This is a genomic window from Stenotrophomonas sp. C-A, from assembly GCF_054030835.1.
In genome coordinates this window covers 89,668-107,144 of the sequence record NZ_CM132916.1, presented here as the reverse complement: position 1 = coordinate 107,144, position 17,477 = coordinate 89,668, and the positions used below count along the sequence as shown (strand labels likewise).

Annotated in this window: 11 protein-coding genes; 10 read left to right on the top strand and 1 reads right to left on the bottom strand. The window is 67.8% G+C overall.

Annotated features, from left to right (window positions below; translation table 11 throughout):
• The first annotated feature begins 62 nt into the window (after positions 1-62).
• The gene (locus tag ACW5IY_RS00445; protein WP_049435381.1) at positions 63-3,749 is read left to right on the top strand and encodes an indolepyruvate ferredoxin oxidoreductase family protein; all 3,687 of its coding nucleotides are present in this window, start codon (positions 63-65) and stop codon (positions 3,747-3,749) included.
• 73 nt (positions 3,750-3,822) lie between these two features.
• On the opposite strand, the gene ACW5IY_RS00440 is transcribed toward ACW5IY_RS00445, so the two are convergent.
• Positions 3,823-4,437 (bottom strand): DUF938 domain-containing protein, encoded by a 615-nt coding sequence (locus ACW5IY_RS00440; protein WP_019337590.1) that lies wholly within the window; start codon positions 4,435-4,437, stop codon positions 3,823-3,825.
• A gap of 673 nt (positions 4,438-5,110) precedes the next feature.
• Between ACW5IY_RS00440 and ACW5IY_RS00435 the strand changes: the two genes are divergently transcribed.
• The 9 genes from ACW5IY_RS00435 to ACW5IY_RS00395 are packed head-to-tail and all read left to right on the top strand — an operon-like array spanning position 5,111 to position 17,456.
• Positions 5,111-6,742, top strand: coding sequence for a TldD/PmbA family protein (locus ACW5IY_RS00435; protein WP_049436218.1), 1,632 nt, complete (start codon positions 5,111-5,113; stop codon positions 6,740-6,742).
• Positions 6,743-6,772: 30 nt separating this feature from the next.
• On the top strand, positions 6,773-8,407 hold the full coding sequence (locus ACW5IY_RS00430; RefSeq protein WP_049436217.1) for a TldD/PmbA family protein: 1,635 nt from the start codon (positions 6,773-6,775) through the stop codon (positions 8,405-8,407).
• Positions 8,408-8,428: 21 nt separating this feature from the next.
• Positions 8,429-9,763, top strand: coding sequence for a TldD/PmbA family protein (locus tag ACW5IY_RS00425; RefSeq protein ID WP_019336350.1), 1,335 nt, complete (start codon positions 8,429-8,431; stop codon positions 9,761-9,763).
• Positions 9,763-10,470: a DUF4159 domain-containing protein gene (locus tag ACW5IY_RS00420; protein ID WP_043400817.1), complete on the top strand. Its 708-nt coding sequence runs from the start codon at positions 9,763-9,765 to the stop codon at positions 10,468-10,470. Before ACW5IY_RS00425 ends, ACW5IY_RS00420 begins: the two co-directional genes overlap by 1 nt.
• A 16-nt stretch (positions 10,471-10,486) precedes the next feature.
• Entirely contained in the window at positions 10,487-11,470 is a 984-nt protein-coding gene (locus ACW5IY_RS00415) for an AAA family ATPase (protein ID WP_043400821.1), read from the top strand.
• A 7-nt stretch (positions 11,471-11,477) separates the two neighbouring features.
• On the top strand, positions 11,478-12,374 hold the full coding sequence (locus tag ACW5IY_RS00410; protein WP_049436214.1) for a DUF58 domain-containing protein: 897 nt from the start codon (positions 11,478-11,480) through the stop codon (positions 12,372-12,374).
• A complete protein-coding gene (locus ACW5IY_RS00405; protein WP_049436213.1) occupies positions 12,371-13,492 on the top strand; it encodes a BatA domain-containing protein in 1,122 nt (373 codons plus the stop codon). Before ACW5IY_RS00410 ends, ACW5IY_RS00405 begins: the two co-directional genes overlap by 4 nt.
• On the top strand, positions 13,489-15,651 hold the full coding sequence (locus ACW5IY_RS00400; protein ID WP_049436211.1) for a hypothetical protein: 2,163 nt from the start codon (positions 13,489-13,491) through the stop codon (positions 15,649-15,651). Before ACW5IY_RS00405 ends, ACW5IY_RS00400 begins: the two co-directional genes overlap by 4 nt.
• Entirely contained in the window at positions 15,648-17,456 is a 1,809-nt protein-coding gene (locus ACW5IY_RS00395) for a hypothetical protein (RefSeq protein WP_049436209.1), read from the top strand. Before ACW5IY_RS00400 ends, ACW5IY_RS00395 begins: the two co-directional genes overlap by 4 nt.
• Positions 17,457-17,477 lie beyond the last annotated feature (21 nt).

Here is a 17,477-nt window from a genome sequence, read left to right as displayed (position 1 = left end):
TCGCGCCTTTCCCGCCGCGTGCCTGCACGCGGCCGGTGCCAGCCGATCCTACCGGGCCAGCCATGACCAGTACCGCGCAACTCACTTCGCCCTCTTCCGCCGACCTGCTCGACCGTGATTACACGCTCGACCACAAGTACACCCGCAATGAGGGGCGGATCTACCTGAGTGGCGTGCAGGCGCTGGTGCGGCTGCCGCTGATGCAGCGCCTGCGCGACGCCGCCGAAGGCATCGACAGCGCCGGCTTTGTCAGCGGCTATCGTGGCAGCCCGCTGGGTGGCTTCGACCTGGAACTGTGGCGCGCGCGCAAGCATCTGGAAGCGGCGAAGGTGAAGTTCACCCCGGGCCTGAACGAGGACCTGGGCGCCACCATGGTGTGGGGCACGCAGCAGACCAACCTGTTCCCCGGCGCCAACGTGCAGGGCGTGTTCGGCATGTGGTACGGCAAGGGCCCGGGCGTGGACCGCTGCGGCGACGTGTTCAAGCATGCCAATGCTGCGGGCACCTCGCGCTACGGCGGCGTGCTGGCGCTGGCCGCCGATGACCATGCCTGCCGCAGTTCGACCCTGCCGCACGGCAGCGAAGACGAATTCGTCAGCGCGATGATGCCGGTGCTGAACCCGGCCGGCGTGCAGGACATCCTCGACATGGGCCTGCTGGGCTGGGCGATGAGCCGCTATACCGGGCGCTGGGTCGGCTTCAAGACGATTGCCGAGACGGTGGAATCGTCGGCCTCGGTGCAGGTCGATCCGACGGCACGCCGCATCGTGCTGCCGGAGGACTTCGAGATGCCGTCGGGCGGCCTCAACATCCGCTGGCCGGACCCGCCGCTGGACCAGGAAATGCGGCTGCACCGCTATGCGGTGAAGGCCGCACAGGCGTTCGCCCGCGCCAACGGCATCGACAAAGTGGTGATGGACGCGCCGCGCGCGCGGCTGGGCATCGTCACCACCGGCAAGAGCTACCTGGACGTGCTGCAGGCGCTGGAATACCTGGGCCTGGATGAAGCCGCATGCGCTGACATCGGCATCCGCGTGTACAAGGTCGGCATGACCTGGCCGCTGGAACCGCAGGGCATCGCGCGCTTCGCGCAGGGCCTGGAAGACATCATCGTGGTGGAGGAGAAGCGTGCCTTCATCGAGCGCCAGATGAAGGAACAGTTCTTCAACTGGCCGGCCAGCTGGGGCCAGCGCCCGTCCATCGTTGGCAAGTACGACGAGAGCGGCGAATGGATCCTGCCGTCCACCGGCGAACTGACCCCGGCCACCATCGCCGGCGTGATCGGCCGCCGCATCCAGAAGTTCTTCAACAACGAATCGATCGAACAGCGCCTCCAGTGGATGCAGGAAAAGGAAGCCGAGCTTGCGTTGCCGCGCGCCAGTTTCCCGCGCGTGCCGCATTACTGCTCGGGCTGCCCGCACAACACCTCCACCCAGGTGCCGGAAGGCTCGCGTGCGCTGGCCGGCATCGGTTGCCATTACATGGTGACCTGGATGGACCGCAGCACCGATACCTTCACCCACATGGGTGGCGAAGGCGTGACCTGGGCCGGGCAGGCGCCGTTCACCGACACCCCGCACGTGTTCCAGAACCTGGGCGACGGTACCTACTTCCACAGCGGTTCGCTGGCGATCCGCCAGGCGGTCGCGGCCGGCGTCAACATCACCTACAAGATCCTCTACAACGACGCGGTGGCGATGACCGGCGGCCAGCCGGTGGACGGCCCGCTGAGCGTGCCCGACATCGCCAGGCAAATGCGTGCCGAAGGCATCCACACCATCGTGGTGCTGTCGGACAACATCGGCAAGTGGACCGGCCAGCGCGAGCACTTCCCCAGCGATGTCGAGTTCCACGACCGCAGCGAACTGGACGAAGTGCAGAAGCGCCTGCGCGAAGTGAAGGGTGTTTCGATCCTGATCTACGAACAGACCTGCGCCACCGAGAAGCGCCGCCGCCGCAAGCGCGGCAAGCTGGAAGACCCACAGAAGCGGGTGATGATCAATTCGCTGGTCTGCGAAGGCTGCGGCGACTGCGGCAAGAAGAGCTTCTGCGTGTCGGTGCTGCCGAAGGAAACCGAGTTCGGCCGCAAGCGCGAGATCGACCAGTCCAACTGCAACAAGGACTATTCCTGCGTGAATGGCTTCTGCCCGAGCTTTGTCACCGTGCACGGTGGCCAGCCGCGCAAGGGCAGCAAGCGCGATGCCTCCACCCTGCTGGACAACCTGCCGGCGCCGACCATCCGCGGCACCCTGGAACAGCCCTGGAACATCCTGATCACGGGCGTCGGCGGTACCGGCGTGGTGACCATCGGCGCGCTGCTGGGCATGGCCGGCCACCTGGAAGGCAAGGGCGCGACCGTGCTCGACCAGACCGGCCTGGCGCAGAAGGGCGGCGCGGTAACCACGCATATCCGCATTGCCCGTCGCCCTGAAGACATCCACGCCGTGCGCATCGCCGCCGGCGAAGCCGATCTGGTACTGGGCTGCGACATGGTGGTGGTCAACGACTACTGGGCCCTGTCGAAGGTGCGTGCCGGCCGTTCGCAGGTGGTGCTGAACACCTACGAGGCGATGCCCGGCACCTTCACCACCCGCCCGGACATGCAGTTCCCCGCCGCCGACATCGTGGCCGGGGTGCGCGTGGCGCTGGGTGGCGAGGAACCGCTGCTGCTCGATGCCACCCAGCTGGCCACCGCGCTGCTCGGCGATGCCATCGCCGCCAACCTGTTCATCCTCGGCTACGCATGGCAGCAGGGCCTGGTGCCGCTGTCGTTCGCATCGCTGATGCGCGCCATCGATCTCAATGGCGCCGCCGTGGCGATGAACCAGCAGGCGTTTGCCTGGGGCCGCCTAGCGGCGGTCGATCCGCAGGCCGTGCAGCAGGCTGCCGGCCTGGTGCGCAACCGCCACACCGATACCGAATCCACCCCGGGCCCGCTGCACCCGCTGCCGCCGGGCGAGTGGGAAGGCAACGAGTGGGGCGCCACCGCTGCGCCGCGCAACACCGGCGACGAACGCGAACTGCGCGGCCTGCCCTCGCATGGTGGCGACGTGGCGTTCCTGCCGCTGGACGATGCGCGCCTGTCGCGCTCGCTGGATGAAATGATCGAGCGCCGCGCCGCGTTCCTGGTCGAGTACCAGGACGCCGCCTACGCCAACCGCTACCGCAGCCTGGTCGAGCGCGTGCGCGCCGCCGAAGCCGACCGCATCGGTGGTTCCACCGCGCTGACCGAAACCGTGGCCCGCTACCTGTTCAAGCTGATGGCCTATAAGGACGAGTACGAAGTGGCCCGCCTGTACACCAGCGGCGACTTCCAGCGCCGCCTGCAGCAGCAGTTCGAGGGCGACTACCAGCTGCGCTTCCACCTGGCACCGCCGCTGTTCGCCAAGAAGGACGAGCAGGGCCGGTTGCTGAAGAAGGAATACGGCCCGTGGATGTTCAAGGCCTTCGGCCTGCTGGCGAAGCTGAAGTTCCTGCGTGGCGGCCGACTCGATGTGTTCGGCCGCACCGAGGAACGCCGCATGGAACGCAAGCTGATCGGTGACTACGAGGCCACCGTGCAGCTGCTGCTGGATGGCCTGGATGATGACCGCCTCGCGCTGGCGGTCGAGATCGCCAGCGTGCCCGAGCACATCCGCGGCTACGGCCACGTCAAGGAAGCGCATTTCGAGCAGGCCAAGGCACGCGAAGCCGCCCTGCTGGCGCAGTGGCGCAATCCGAAGGCACTGCACATCGTGCAGGTGGCCTGATGGTAGTGCCGGCCGCTGGCCGGCATTCATCCCGGCAGTCGGTTGCCGGCCAACGGCCGGCACTACCGGCGGTTTACCCCAACCGCCACAGCAGCAGGCGGTTGTTGGCCGGCATCGCCACATCCCCCAGGCGGGTGAAGCCATTGTCGGCCGCCAGCGCCTGCACCGCTTCGCTATCGCGGATGCCGCTGCGCGGATCACGTGCCTTCAGCCAGGCATCGAACTGCGCATTGCTGTCACTGGTGTAGCGACCGCCGTAGTTGAACGGGCCATACACTGCCAGCAGCGCACCATGACGCAGCACCGGTGGCAGCGCGGCGAACAACGCCTGCACGTGGTCCCAGCCCATGATGTGCAGCGTGTTGGCGCTGAACGCCGCATCGAACGTGCTGCCTTCGGGCAGCGTCAGGCCCGGCGCAGGCGGCAGTTCCACCTGCAATGCCACCGGCGGCAGCAGGTTCAGCAGCGCGGCCTCCGCACGCCAGGCCTCGATACCGGGCAGATGGTCCGGATGATCGCTGGGCTGCCAGCGCAGCCACGGCCAGCGCTCGGCAAAGAAGGCCGCGTGCTGTCCCGTACCGCTGCCGATTTCCAGCACCCGATGGCGGTCGCCCATCCACGGGTCGAGTGCCGTGGCGATCGGTTCGCGGTTGCGCTCGCAGGCTTCTGAATACGGCTTGCTCGACATCAGGGACGGTGTCCAGGCGGGGTCGGCCCCATTGTGCACGAGGGGGTGTTGCTCGGCAGGGCTTGCAGCCCTGCACCCGCAGGAGCCGGAGCCAGAGCAACGTCAAAAGCTGGCATTCCGTGGGTTGGCGGGGTGGGTCCGGTTGAGGGGGACGCTGCAAGTACGTCCATGTAAGCTCGGTCGCCGCATCCATGCGGCTCACGCCCCCTCAACCGGACCCGCCCCGCCTTCGACAGACTTCCGCGATCTGTCGGAACGGCGTACAGCCTTGGTGGGTGCCGACCGTTGGTCGGCACGGATGAATTCATTCGATATCTGACAGATGTGCCGACCAACGGTCGGCACCCACCAACAGCCACCGGCCAGCTGTCAGAGGTGGGGCGGTGTGGGTGGACAGGACCGTTGGCGCCATGGATGGCGCCATCGAGCCCCCATGGATGGGTTCACGGCGTGTCCTGCCCACCCACACCGCCCCGCCATCCCAGGGAATGCCGCTCTGGCTTTGGCCGTTGCCGTTGCATTGAGCAGGTGCAGGGCTGCAAGCCCTGCCGAAACCCCCACCAACCATGACTGCAGTCACTTGCCCGGACGCGCCGCGCTGGCGAAAGTCGAGGAGTTGACGTGATCGGTCCGGCCCGTTGCCAACCGCACGCAAGCGAGAGAGAGAAACGCTGTGCAACGACGTGAGTTCCTGGCTTTTTCCGGTCTGGGCCTGGCGGGCCTGCTGCTGCCGCATTCCCGTGCCATCGCCGCCGAGCAGCTGCTCGCCCCGGTCGATACCGCCCAGCGCAGACGCCTGGCGGACGTAGCGCTCGCCGCCGCACGCACGGCCAAGGCCAGCTACTGCGATGTGCGCATTGGCCGCTATCTCAACCAGTCGGTCATCACCCGCGAGCACCAGGTCGGCAATGTGACCAACCGCGAATCGTCCGGCGTGGGCGTGCGGGTAATCGCCAACGGGGCCTGGGGCTTCGCTGCCACCCATCAGCAGACCGAGGCCGCCGTGCGCGCCGCGGTCGAGCAGGCGGCGGCAATCGCCCGCGCCAACGCCAGCATCCAGACCCGGCCGGTGCAGCTGGCGCCGACGCCATCGGTGGGTGAGGTCCGCTGGCAGACGCCGGTCCGCAGGAACGCCATGGCGGTGCCGATCCAGGACAAGGTCGAGCTGCTGCTGGCGCTCAACGCCGCCGCGCTGAATGCGGGCGCCGACTACATCAATTCCACACTGTTCCTGGTCAACGAACAGAAGTACTTCGCCTCCAGCGACGGTTCTTTCATCGACCAGGACATCCATCGCATCTGGCTGCCATTCACCGCCACTGCCATCGACAAGGCCAGCGGCAAGTTCCGCACCCGTGCCGGCCTGTCCTCGCCGATGGGCATGGGCTATGAGTTCCTCGATGGCGATGCGCGCGGCAAGGTGCAGCTGCCCGGTGGCATCACTGCCTATCGCGATTCCTACGACCCGGTCGAGGACGCCATCGCCGCCGCCCGCCACGCGCGCGAAAAGCTCAAGGCGCCCTCGGTGAAGCCCGGCAAGTACGACCTGGTGCTGGACCCGTCCAACCTGTTCCTGACCATCCACGAGAACGTCGGCCACCCGCTGGAGCTGGACCGCGTGCTCGGCTACGAAGCCAACTACGCCGGCACCAGCTTCGCCACGCTGGACAAGCGCGATGCCGGTTTCCGCTGGGGCAGTGACATCGTCACCTTCTTCGCCGACAAGACCCAGCCTGGCAGCCTCGGTGCGGTCGGCTACGACGACGAAGGGGTGAAGACGCAGCGCTGGGACCTGGTGCGCGACGGCATCCTGGTCGACTACCAGGCCACCCGCGATGAAGCCGATATCCTCGGCCGCAATGCGTCGCACGGCTGCAGTTACGCCGATTCCTGGTCCAGCGTGCAGTTCCAGCGCATGGCCAATGTCTCGCTGGCGCCGGGCAAGCAGCCGCTCAGCGTCGAGGACATGATCAAGGACGTGGAGAACGGCATCTACATCCACGGCCGGGGCTCGTATTCGATCGACCAGCAGCGCTACAACGCGCAGTTCGGCGGCCAGTTGTACTACCAGATCAAGGACGGAAAGATCGCCGGCATGGTCGAGGACGCGGCCTACCAGATCCGCACGCCCGAATTCTGGAATGCCTGCACCGCCATCTGCGATGAGCGTGACTTCCGCCTGGGCGGTTCGTTCTTCGACGGCAAGGGCCAGCCCGGCCAGGTCTCGGCGGTCTCGCACGGTTCGTCCACCACCCGCTTCAACGGCATCAACATCATCAACACCGCGCGCAGTCTCGGCGCTTGAGCCACCCATCCTTCGACATGGAGAGCAGCCTTGCAAAGACGTGACTTCCTGGCCCTGACCGGGCTTACCGCGGGCGGGCTGATCGTGCCCTCCTTCTTCGGCAAGGCAATTGCCGCCGAGCAGCTGCAGAGCACGCTGGACCTGGGGCTGAAGAAGCGCCTGGCCGATGCAGCGCTGGCCGCCGCCCGCCAAGCCGGCGCCACCTACTGCGACGTGCGCATCGGCCGCTACCTGCGGCAGTTCGTGATCACCCGCGAGGACAAGGTGCAGAACGTGGTGAACACCGAGTCCACCGGTGTTGGCATCCGCGTGATCGTCAACGGTGCCTGGGGCTTCGCCGCCACCAATGCGCTGGGTACGGCCGATGTGGCCCGGGCCGCACAGCAGGCCGCGGCAATCGCCAAGGCCAATGCCGGCGTGCAGACCGCACCGGTGCAGCTGGCCAAGGCGCCGGGCGTGGGTGAAGTGAGCTGGCGCACGCCGATCCGCAAGAATGCGATGGAAGTGCCGATCAAGGACAAGGTCGGACTGCTGCTGGACGTCAACGCCGCAGCGATGGGCGCCGGCGCCAGCTTCGTCAATTCGATGCTGTTCCTGGTCAACGAACAGAAGTACTTCGCCTCCACCGATGGCTCCTACATCGACCAGGACGTGCACCGCATCTGGGCACCGATGACGATCACCGCCATCGACAAGTCCAGCGGCAAGTTCCGTACCCGCGAAGGCCTGTCCTCGCCGATGGGCCTGGGCTACGAGTACCTGGACGGTGCAGCTGCCGGCAAGGTGGTCAGCCCGAACGGCGTGGTCAACTACAGCTCTTCCTACAACATGAAGGAAGACGCCATCGCCGCCGCCAGGCAGGCACAGGAAAAGCTGAAGGCACCGTCGGTGAAGCCGGGCAAGTACGATCTGGTGCTCGACCCGTCGCACACCTGGCTGACCATCCACGAGTCGATCGGCCATCCGCTGGAACTGGACCGTGTGCTTGGCTACGAAGCCAACTATGCCGGCACCAGCTTCGCCACCCTGGACAAGCGCGAACAGCATTTCCAGTACGGCAGCGAGCTGGTCAACATCTTCGCCGACAAGACCCAGCCGGGCAGCCTCGGCGCGGTGGCGTACGACGATGAAGGCGTGAAGTGCAAGCGCTGGGACCTGATCAGCAATGGCAAGCTGGTGGATTACCAGACCATCCGCGACCAGGCGCACATCCTCGGAAAGACCGAGTCCGACGGCTGCTGCTACGCCGACTCGTGGTCCAGCGTGCAGTTCCAGCGCATGGCCAACGTGTCGATGGCACCGGGCAAGAAGCCGCTGAGCGTGCCGGACCTGATCAAGGACGTGGAGAACGGCATCTACATCATCGGTGATGGTTCGTTCTCGATCGACCAGCAGCGCTACAACGCGCAGTTCGGCGGCCAGCTGTTCTACGAGATCAAGAACGGCCAGATCACCCGCATGCTGGAAGACGTGGCCTACCAGATCCGCACGCCGGAGTTCTGGAATGCCTGCACCGCCGTGGCCGACGAGCGTGACTACCGCCTGGGCGGTTCGTTCTTCGACGGCAAGGGCCAGCCGGGCCAGGTCTCGGCGGTCTCGCACGGTTCGTCCACCGCGCGCTTCAACGGCATCAACGTCATCAACACCGCACGCAGCCTCGGCTGACCGGTCAGGAGCCCTTACACCATGAGTATCTTCACCGAAGCCCAGGCCAAGGCCATCCTCGACAAGGTCATCGCCCTGTCCAAGGCCGACGAGTGCACCGCCGTGCTGGCCGGCGCGATCAGCGGCAACATTCGTTTCGCGCTGAACAATGTCTCCACCAGTGGCATCGTCGACAACACCGAGCTGGCGGTCACCGTCGCCTTCGGCAAGCGCGTCGGCACGGCCTCGATCAACGAGTTCGACGACGCCGCGCTGGAACGCGTGGTGCGCCGTGCTGAAGACCTGGCACGCCTGGCCCCGGAGAATCCGGAGTTCATGCCGGCCATCGGCAAGCAGAGCTACCGCGCCAGCCCGACCTTCAGCGAATCCACCGCAGCGATCGACCCGGCCTTCCGCGCCAAGGTCGCCGCCGATTCGATCGCTCCTTGCCGTGGCCACGGCCTGATCGCCGCCGGCTTCCTCGAAGACGGCCAGGGCTTCCAGGCCACCGCCAACAGCAACGGCAACTTCGCCTACCAGCGCACCACCAACTTCGATTACACCTGCACCGTGCGTACCGAAGATGGCCGTGGTTCGGGCTGGGTCGGCCGCAACCTGAAGGATGCGGCGGACTTCAAGGCCGACCAGGACATCCGCATCGCCATGCGCAAGGCCACCGAATCGGCCGAAGCCAAGGCGCTGGAACCGGGCAAGTACACGGTGATCCTGGAGCCCGCCGCGGCCGCCGGACTGATCAGCTTCATGATGAACTTCTTCAGCGCACGCTCGGCCGATGAAGGCCGCAGCTTCCTGTCGAAGAAGGGCGGTGGCAACAAGCTGGGCGAGCAGGTCTACGACCCGCGCGTGACCATGATCGCCGACCCGTGGCATCCGGACGCACCGGTGCTGCCGTGGGATGGCGAAGGCATGCCGCGCGAGCGCATGGCCATCATCGAGAACGGCAAGATCGCCAACCTGGACTACTCGCGCTTCTGGGCACAGAAGCAGGGCAAGACCGCCAAGGCAACACCGGGCAACCTGCTGATGAGCGGTGGCGACAAGAGCACCGCCGAGCTGGTGCGCGGCACCCAGAAGGGCATCCTGGTCACCCGTACCTGGTACATCCGCATGGTCGATCCGCAGACCGTGCTGCTGACCGGCCTCACCCGCGACGGCACCTTCTACATCGAGAACGGCCAGATCAAGCACCCGGTGAAGAACTTCCGCTTCAACGAATCGCCGGTGATCATGCTCAACAACATCGAAGAGCTGGGCAAGCCGGTGCGCGTGGCCGGTGATGAATCCAGCTACGTGATGATGATCCCGCCGATGAAGCTGCGCGATTTCACCTTCACCTCGCTGTCCGACGCGGTCTGATGGATCGCCGGGCCTGTCTGCGCTGGTTGGCCGCTGCCGCTTCGGCGGCGGCGCTGCCGGCCTTCGCGCAGGCCGGCCCGCGCAGTTCGCGCTACGACTTCTGGTTCACCCGCCTGCAGTACGACTCCGGCGACTGGGACGTGGACGCGCGCATGCCGTCCAACCTGATCACCTCGCTGATCGACTACACCTCGCTGCGCGTGGACCCGCAGGAACACGTGGTAGCGCTGGCCGACCCGCGCATGCTGGAAGCGCCGTTCTGCTACCTGGCCGGGCACACGCTGGTAGAGTTCAACGCCGCCGAGCGACAGAACTTCGTGCGCTATGTGCGTAATGGCGGCTTCGTCTTCGTCGACGACTGCAACCACGATATCGACGGCCTGTTCGCCACCTCGTTCGAAGCGCAGATGGGTCGCCTGTTTGGTCCCAAAGCACTGCAGAAGCTGCCCAACAGCCACCCGCTGTACCGCAGTTTCTTCCGTTTCCCCGACGGCCCGCCCGCCACCAGCTTCGAGCTCAACGGCTGGGGCGACGACCTGGTGCACGACTACCTGAAGGGCATCGAGGTCGACGGCCGCCTGGGCCTGCTCTACAGCAACAAGGACTATGGCTGCGAGTGGGACTACGACTGGCGCAACAAGCGCTTCCTGGCCGAGGACAACACCCGCTTCGGCGTCAACATCGTGATGTACGCGTTGAACAATTGATAGGACCTGCACGCCCATGACCTCCCCCGACCTCGATTCCCTGCTGCCGCGCCTGCACGATCTGCGCGCTGCGCTCGCACGCGCCGTGGTGGGCCAGAACACCGTGGTCGAGCAGCTGCTGATCGGCCTGCTGGCCGGCGGCCACTGCCTGCTGGAAGGTGCGCCCGGGCTCGGCAAGACCCTGCTGGTGCGCTCGCTCGGCCAGGCACTGGAGCTGCAGTTCCGGCGCGTGCAGTTCACCCCGGATCTGATGCCCAGCGACATCCTCGGCACCGAGCTGCTGGAGGAAGACCACGGCACCGGCCATCGCCATTTCCGCTTCCAGCAGGGCCCGATCTTCACCAACCTGCTGCTGGCCGACGAACTCAACCGCACCCCGCCCAAGACCCAGGCCGCACTACTGGAAGCCATGCAGGAACGCACGGTCAGCTACGCCGGCACCACCTACGCATTGCCCGCGCCGTTCTTCGTGCTGGCCACGCAGAACCCGATCGAGCAGGCCGGCACCTACCCGTTGCCGGAAGCACAGCTGGATCGTTTTCTGCTGCACGTTCTGGTGGATTACCCCAGCGAAGACGAGGAACGGCAGATCCTGGAACAAACCACCGGCGGCACCACCGACGCGGTACCGAAGGTGATGGACGCCGAGGCGGTGATCGCGCTGCAGGCTGCGGTACGCCAGGTGCATGTCAGCCCTGATGTGCTGGCCTGGATCACCCGCCTGGTGCGCGCCAGCCGCCCCGGCGACGGCGCACCGGCGGCCATCAACCAATGGGTGAAGTGGGGCGCCGGCCCGCGCGCCGGGCAATCGCTGGTGCTGGCGGCGAAAGCACGCGCACTGCTGCAGGGCCGGTTCGCCGCCACCCGCGAGGATGTGCAGGCGCTTGCCGCGCCGGTGATGCGCCATCGCCTGCTGCTCTCGTTCGCCGCCGAGGCCGAGCAGAAGCGTGCCGACGACGTGGTCGCTGCGCTGCTGCAGGCCGTGCCGTTCCCGGGTTGATCCTCGCGTGAACGCCGGTACCCCGCTGACGTTGCCACCGGAACTGCGTGCGCGCCTGCGCATGCTGCGGTTGCGGCCGCGCCTGGCCAGCGGGGCGAGCGGCATCGGCCAGCACGCCAGCCGCAGCCGCGGTGCCGGTCTCGAATTCGCCCAGTACCGTGCCTACGAGCCCGGCGACGAACTGCGCCAGATCGACTGGAAGCTGTATGCGCGCTCGGACCGCTTCTTCGTGCGCGAATCCGAACGCGAAAGCCCGATCACGGTCTGGCTGCTGCTCGACGCCACCGCTTCGGCCAACCAGGTGGATCGCGCGACACCGCAACGCACGCGCCTGGACCACATGTGCGGCGTGGCTGCGTGCCTGGTTGAACTGGCCCTGCAACAGGGCGATCGTTTCGGCCTGCTGGCAATCAATGGCGATGGCCTGCAGCTGGTGCCCGCAGCGAACGGCGCACGCCAGCGTGATCGCGTGCATCTGCAACTGCATGCCTTGCAGGCACGCGGCGCCTGGCCTGCTGCCGATCGCCTGCGGCCGCTGTGGGAGCGCGTTCGCCCGGGGGATCTGCTGCTGGCGATCGGCGACGGCTTCGACGACGCCGGCATCGTGTTGCTGGAACAGCTGGCCGGCGCACGCCGCGAAGTGGCACTGTTGCAGATCCTCACCGCCGACGAGCGCGACTTCCCGTTCGATGCCGGCCATCGCTTCCGCGACCCGGAAACCGGCGAGGAACTGCTGGGCGATGGTGCGGCGATCCGCGCTGACTACCTGCAGCGCTTCGCCGACGCACGCAGCGCGTTGCAGTCGCGCCTGCAGGCCAGCGGCATCGCCAGTGCCACCGGCTGGCTCGACCAGCCGCTGGATCAACCACTGCAGGCGCTGTTCGGGCGTGGGGGCGGTGCATGATCCTGCTGTTCCCGTTGGGCCTGGCCGCGCTCGCCGCAGGGCTGTTGCCGTTGTTGATTCATCTGGCCCGGCGCCATCCGTATACGCCGCTGGATTTCGCCGCGCTGCGCTGGCTGCGTGCACAGGTCCGGCCGCGCCAGCGCATCCGCTTCGATGACTGGCCGTTGCTTCTGGTGCGGCTGATGTTGCTGGCTGCATTGGCCTTTCTGCTGGCACGACCTGCGTTGACCGGCCCTGCCCCTGTCCCCGCTGCCTGGACGGTAGTGGCGCCTGGGATGGACGCCGCCGCACTGCGCGGCACCGCCGAAGAGGGCAACTGGCACTGGCTGGCACCTGGCTTCCCCGCCATCGATCAGGCACCACCGGCATCCAGCGCATCCCTGCCCAGCCTGTTGCGCGAACTGGACGCGCAGCTGCCCGCGGGCACCGCGTTGACCGTACACGTTCCCGATCCCCTGCCCGGCCTGGATGGCGCCCGCCTGCAGCTGTCGCGCGATGTGCAATGGCACACGCAGCCGATGCCGTTCACACCGCCGCAGACTGCAGCGGCACTGCCGCAGCTGCGCGTGCACGGCGAGGCATCCGCCACTGCCCAGCACTGGTTGAACGCACTGCAGCGCGCGTGGGGCGTGCAGGCACCGCTCGCTCCGCTGTCGGCGGATGCCCTGCCCGAACGCGGCGAGATCGGCGTGTGGAGCCGCAGCGATGCACTGCCGGCGAACTGGCAGGCGTGGCTGCGCGACGGCGGTCATGTAGTGACCGCCGGCAAGCCTGCTGCCAGCGCCAGCGTCCTGCTGCGCGACGCCGAGGGCGTACCGCTGCTGTGGCAGCAACGCATCGGCCACGGCTATCTGCTGTCGCTGCCGGGCGACTGGAATACCGCCAGCAACGCCGCGCTGCGAGATCCGCGCCTGCCACGTGCCCTGCTGCTGGCGCTGCAGCCGCCCACGGCCCCGCGCCTGGGCGATGCACGTGACCACGCACCGCACCGGGCCGCATTGCCTGCTTCAATACCGCCGCTGCGAGAGCCGACGCCTTGGCTGTTGCTGGCCATCGTGCTGCTGTTCGCGCTGGAACGCTGGATGGCCAGCAGCGCCCGGCGCAGGGTGGGCGCATGAATGCCCTGCAACACGCCTGGCAACGTGCGCGCCGCCGCCGTGCGCTCATCACCCTTCTGCTGGGCCTGCCGTGGGCGCTGGCCGCAACGGTACTGGCGCTGCGCCTGGCGGGCTTCGATGTCGCCTGCGTGGTTGGCACGGTCAGTCTGCTCGCCTGCGCGGCCTTCGCCACGGCACGTGCCCGCCAGCTGGACCGGCAATGGCTGCAGCGCCAGCTCGATGGCAGCGGTGCCAGCGAGGACAGCGCCGACCTGCTGTTCGCCGACGCCGCCACACTCAATCCGCTGCAGCAGCGCCAGCGTGCGCATGTGCTGGCCGCGCTGGAGCGCGCGATGCCGGAGCTGCGTCCACGCTGGCCGCGTGGGGCATTGGCGTTGTGCTGGATCGCAGGCCTGGCCATCGTTGTACTGGCAGTCGGCTGGCCACGTTCCAGCCCCCTCTCCGCGCCAGCCCGTACGGCGGCACCTGGCAGCACGGCTGCCGCGGGCCCACTGCACCTGCAGTCCACCCGCCTGCGCATCGACGCGCCGGCTTATACCGGCCAGGCCACGCTTACCCAGAATGCGCTGGACGCCAAGGTCGCCGCAGATAGCCGGCTGTCCTGGTCCCTACGCTTCGACCGTGCACCGGACAAGGCATGGCTGCAGTTCCACGATGGTCGCCGGTTGCCGCTGAGCGAGCACGAAGGACAGTGGCAGGCGCAGGATGTGGCACGCGCGCCGGTGCTGTACCGCGTGGTGAGCGAACCGGCACTGGCAGAGACCCGCCTGCATCGGCTGGATGTGGTGGCCGACCGCGCACCCAGCGTGCGCGTACTGGAGCCCACGGCCAGCCTGGTGCTGGGCACGCCGGGGCAACGGCAGTGGGCACTGCGCTTCGAGGCCAGCGACGATTACGGTGTCGCGGCGCAGGCAACGCTGTCGATCACCACCACCCAGGGCAGCGGGGAGAACATCACCTTCGTGAAGCGCAGCATCACGCTTGCCGGCAGCGGCGAAGCCACCGCGCGACGTTTCACCCATACCCTGGATCTGGCTGCGCTGGGCGCGCAGCCCGGCAACGATGTGATCGCCCAGTTGGAAGTGCGCGACAACCATGCACCCACGCCGCAGACCGGGCGCAGCAGCAGCGTGATCCTGCGCCTGCCCAGCGCCGAAGTCGCGCTTGGTGCAGAGCTTGAGGGCCGCATCAAGAAGACCCTGCCTGCGTACTTCCGTAGCCAGCGGCAGATCATCATCGATGCCGAAGCCCTGATCCGGCAGCGACGCGGCCTGGCCGCCGAGGACTTCGTGAAGCGCAGCGATGCGATCGGTGTCGACCAGCGCATCCTGCGCCTGCGCTACGGCCAGTTCCTGGGCGAGGAAAGCGAGGGTGCGCCGAAGCGACCGCCGACCAGCGACCTGCCCACCAGCGATACGCCGGCCGCCGACGATCACGATCACGATCACGACCATGGCGCCGATGCCGGCGCGCACGATGCGCATGGCCATGATCACGGCGGCAAGCCGGCCAATGCCGATACGCCACCGGTATTCGGCAGCGACACCGACGTGCTCTCCGAGTATGGCCACACCCATGACCACGCCGAAGCGGCGACCCTGCTCGATCCGCAGACCCGCGCCACGTTGAAGGCCGCGCTGGACCAGATGTGGTCGGCCGAAGGCGAGCTGCGCCAGGGGCGTCCGGAACAGGCATTGCCCTTCGCCTACAAGGCGCTGGGCTTCATCAAGCAGGTACAGCAGGCCGAACGCATCTATCTGGCCCGGGTCGGGCCGGAGTTGCCACCGATCGATGAAGGCCGTCGCCTCAGCGGTGATCGCGCCGGACTGGCCAGTCGTGAACTGCCGTTGGCCGCGCGCACGCCGCCGGATCCGGCCATTGTTGAAGCCTGGCAACGCCTCGGCGATGACAACGGCGCACCGGATCTCGATGCGCTCGCGACCTGGCAGCAACGCAACGCCGCCTACCTGCCCGATGCACTGGATCTGGCCGCCGCCATCGAGCAGCTGCGCATCGAGCCCGGTTGCCACGACTGCCGCCTGCGCCTGCGCGCACAGCTGTGGCGGGCGCTGCAACGTCCGCTGCCGCAGGCGATGCGGCGCAGTGCGGCCGATGCGATGGGCCAGCGCTACCTCGATGCGCTGGAGGCGCAGCCATGACCCCCTCCAGCCCGAACCTGTGGATTGCGCTGGCACTTGCTGTGGTAGTGGTCATCGCCAGCGTGCGCCAGCTACGCGGAAGCAAAACGCACCCAGGCCGCCGCTGGATCGGCATCGCGCTGCAGATCGCCGCTGCCATGCTGCTGTATTTCTGCCTGGTACCTCCGACGCATCAGCGATCCGCCGCTGGCCTGGTCGTGCTCGGCGCCGAGGCCGACAAGGCGGGTGCACTGCCAGCCAGCGAAGGCCCACTGTTGCTGTTGCCCGAAGCTGCCGATGTGCCCAGCGCACAGCGCGTTCCCGATCTGGCCACCGCGCTTCGCCAGCATCCAGCCTCCACGCTGACGCTGGTCGGTGCGGGCCTGGCCGCACGGGACCGTGACGCGGTGCTGCCGCGGGATGTACGTTGGCAGGCCGCACCTGAGACGCGCGGCTGGATCGCGCTGCAACCACCGGCCGATGTGGCCCCCGGTGCACGCTTCGAAGTACTGGCCCAGGCGCGTGGCGCGGCAAAGGCGAAAGCAGAACTGCTCGACCCGGCCGACAGCGTGGTCGATCGCACGGACGTTGCCGACGACGGCCGCGTGCAGCTGAGCGGCATCGCCCGCGCCGAAGGCCGCAGCGTGTTCAAGCTGCGCCTGCTCGATGCCGACGGCCATGTGCTGGACAGCGTCCCGGTGCCGCAGCAGACCCTGCCGGCCGCACCGTCGCGCCTTTTGGTGCGCGCCAGTGCGCCAGGCCCAGAGTTGAAGTACCTGCGCCGCTGGGCGGCCGATGCCGGCATCCGTGTGCAGGCGCAGGCGGATACCGGCGCCGGACTCAGCGTCGGCGATGGCCCGGTGTTGATCGATGCAGCATCACTCACGCGCAGCGATCTGCTGCTGCTGGACGAACGTAGCCTGGCAGCATTGAGTGCGGGCCAGCTGGCCGCCGTGCGCCAGGCGCTGCGCGATGGACTGGGCGTGCTGGTCCGCAGCGCGGGCGCGCCTTCGGCCAGTGCGCGCCAGCGTCTCCGCGATCTGGGCCTGCCCGTGCAGGGCGATGGCAGCAGCCGCACCCTCGAACTTCCCGGCGATGGCGAGAGCGCGATCCTCGCCGCACGCCGTGGCCCGCTCGCCGCCGGCACGTTGCCGACCGGCTACGGCGAAGAGGCCGACCGCAGCTCGCACGGTGCCGCCCTGCCAGCGCTGGAGACACTGACGCTGCAGGCGCCGGGCAGCAGCGCGCTGCTGCACGATCGTGCCGGCAATGCCATCGGTGGCTGGCGCGCGGTTGGCAGGGGCCGCATCGGCCTGCTGCCGCTGACCGACAGCTGGCGCTGGGTGCTGGCCGGGCGCGATGACCGCCATGGCGAACTCTGGAGCAGCGTGGTGGCCACGCTGGCGCGCGCACAGAGCAGCGATGATGCGCTGTGGTCACCGCAGCCGATCAGCTGGGCAGGCGAACGGCAGGCGCTGTGTGGCGTGCGAGCGCCGCTGCAGGTCTTCAACAAACGTGGTGACGCTGTACCCCTGATCGTCGATGGCGCGACATCGGCGCTGCGCTGCGCCGGCTGGTGGCCGCGTGAGGCAGGCTGGCAGCGCCTGCAGCATGGCGACCGCGTTGTCTGGCGCTATGTGTTCGACCCGAAGGATGCACCGACGCTGCATCGGCAGGCGATGATCGATGCGACCACGCAGGCGTTGGCTGCCAGCACGCCTGCAGACGCGTCGGTGATGCAACCCGTGCCGGGCTCGCGCTGGCCGTGGTGGCTGGCGTTCGTGTTGTGCGCATCGCTACTGTGGTGGCTGGAGCGACGGCGCTGACCGCATCGATTGGATCGAGGA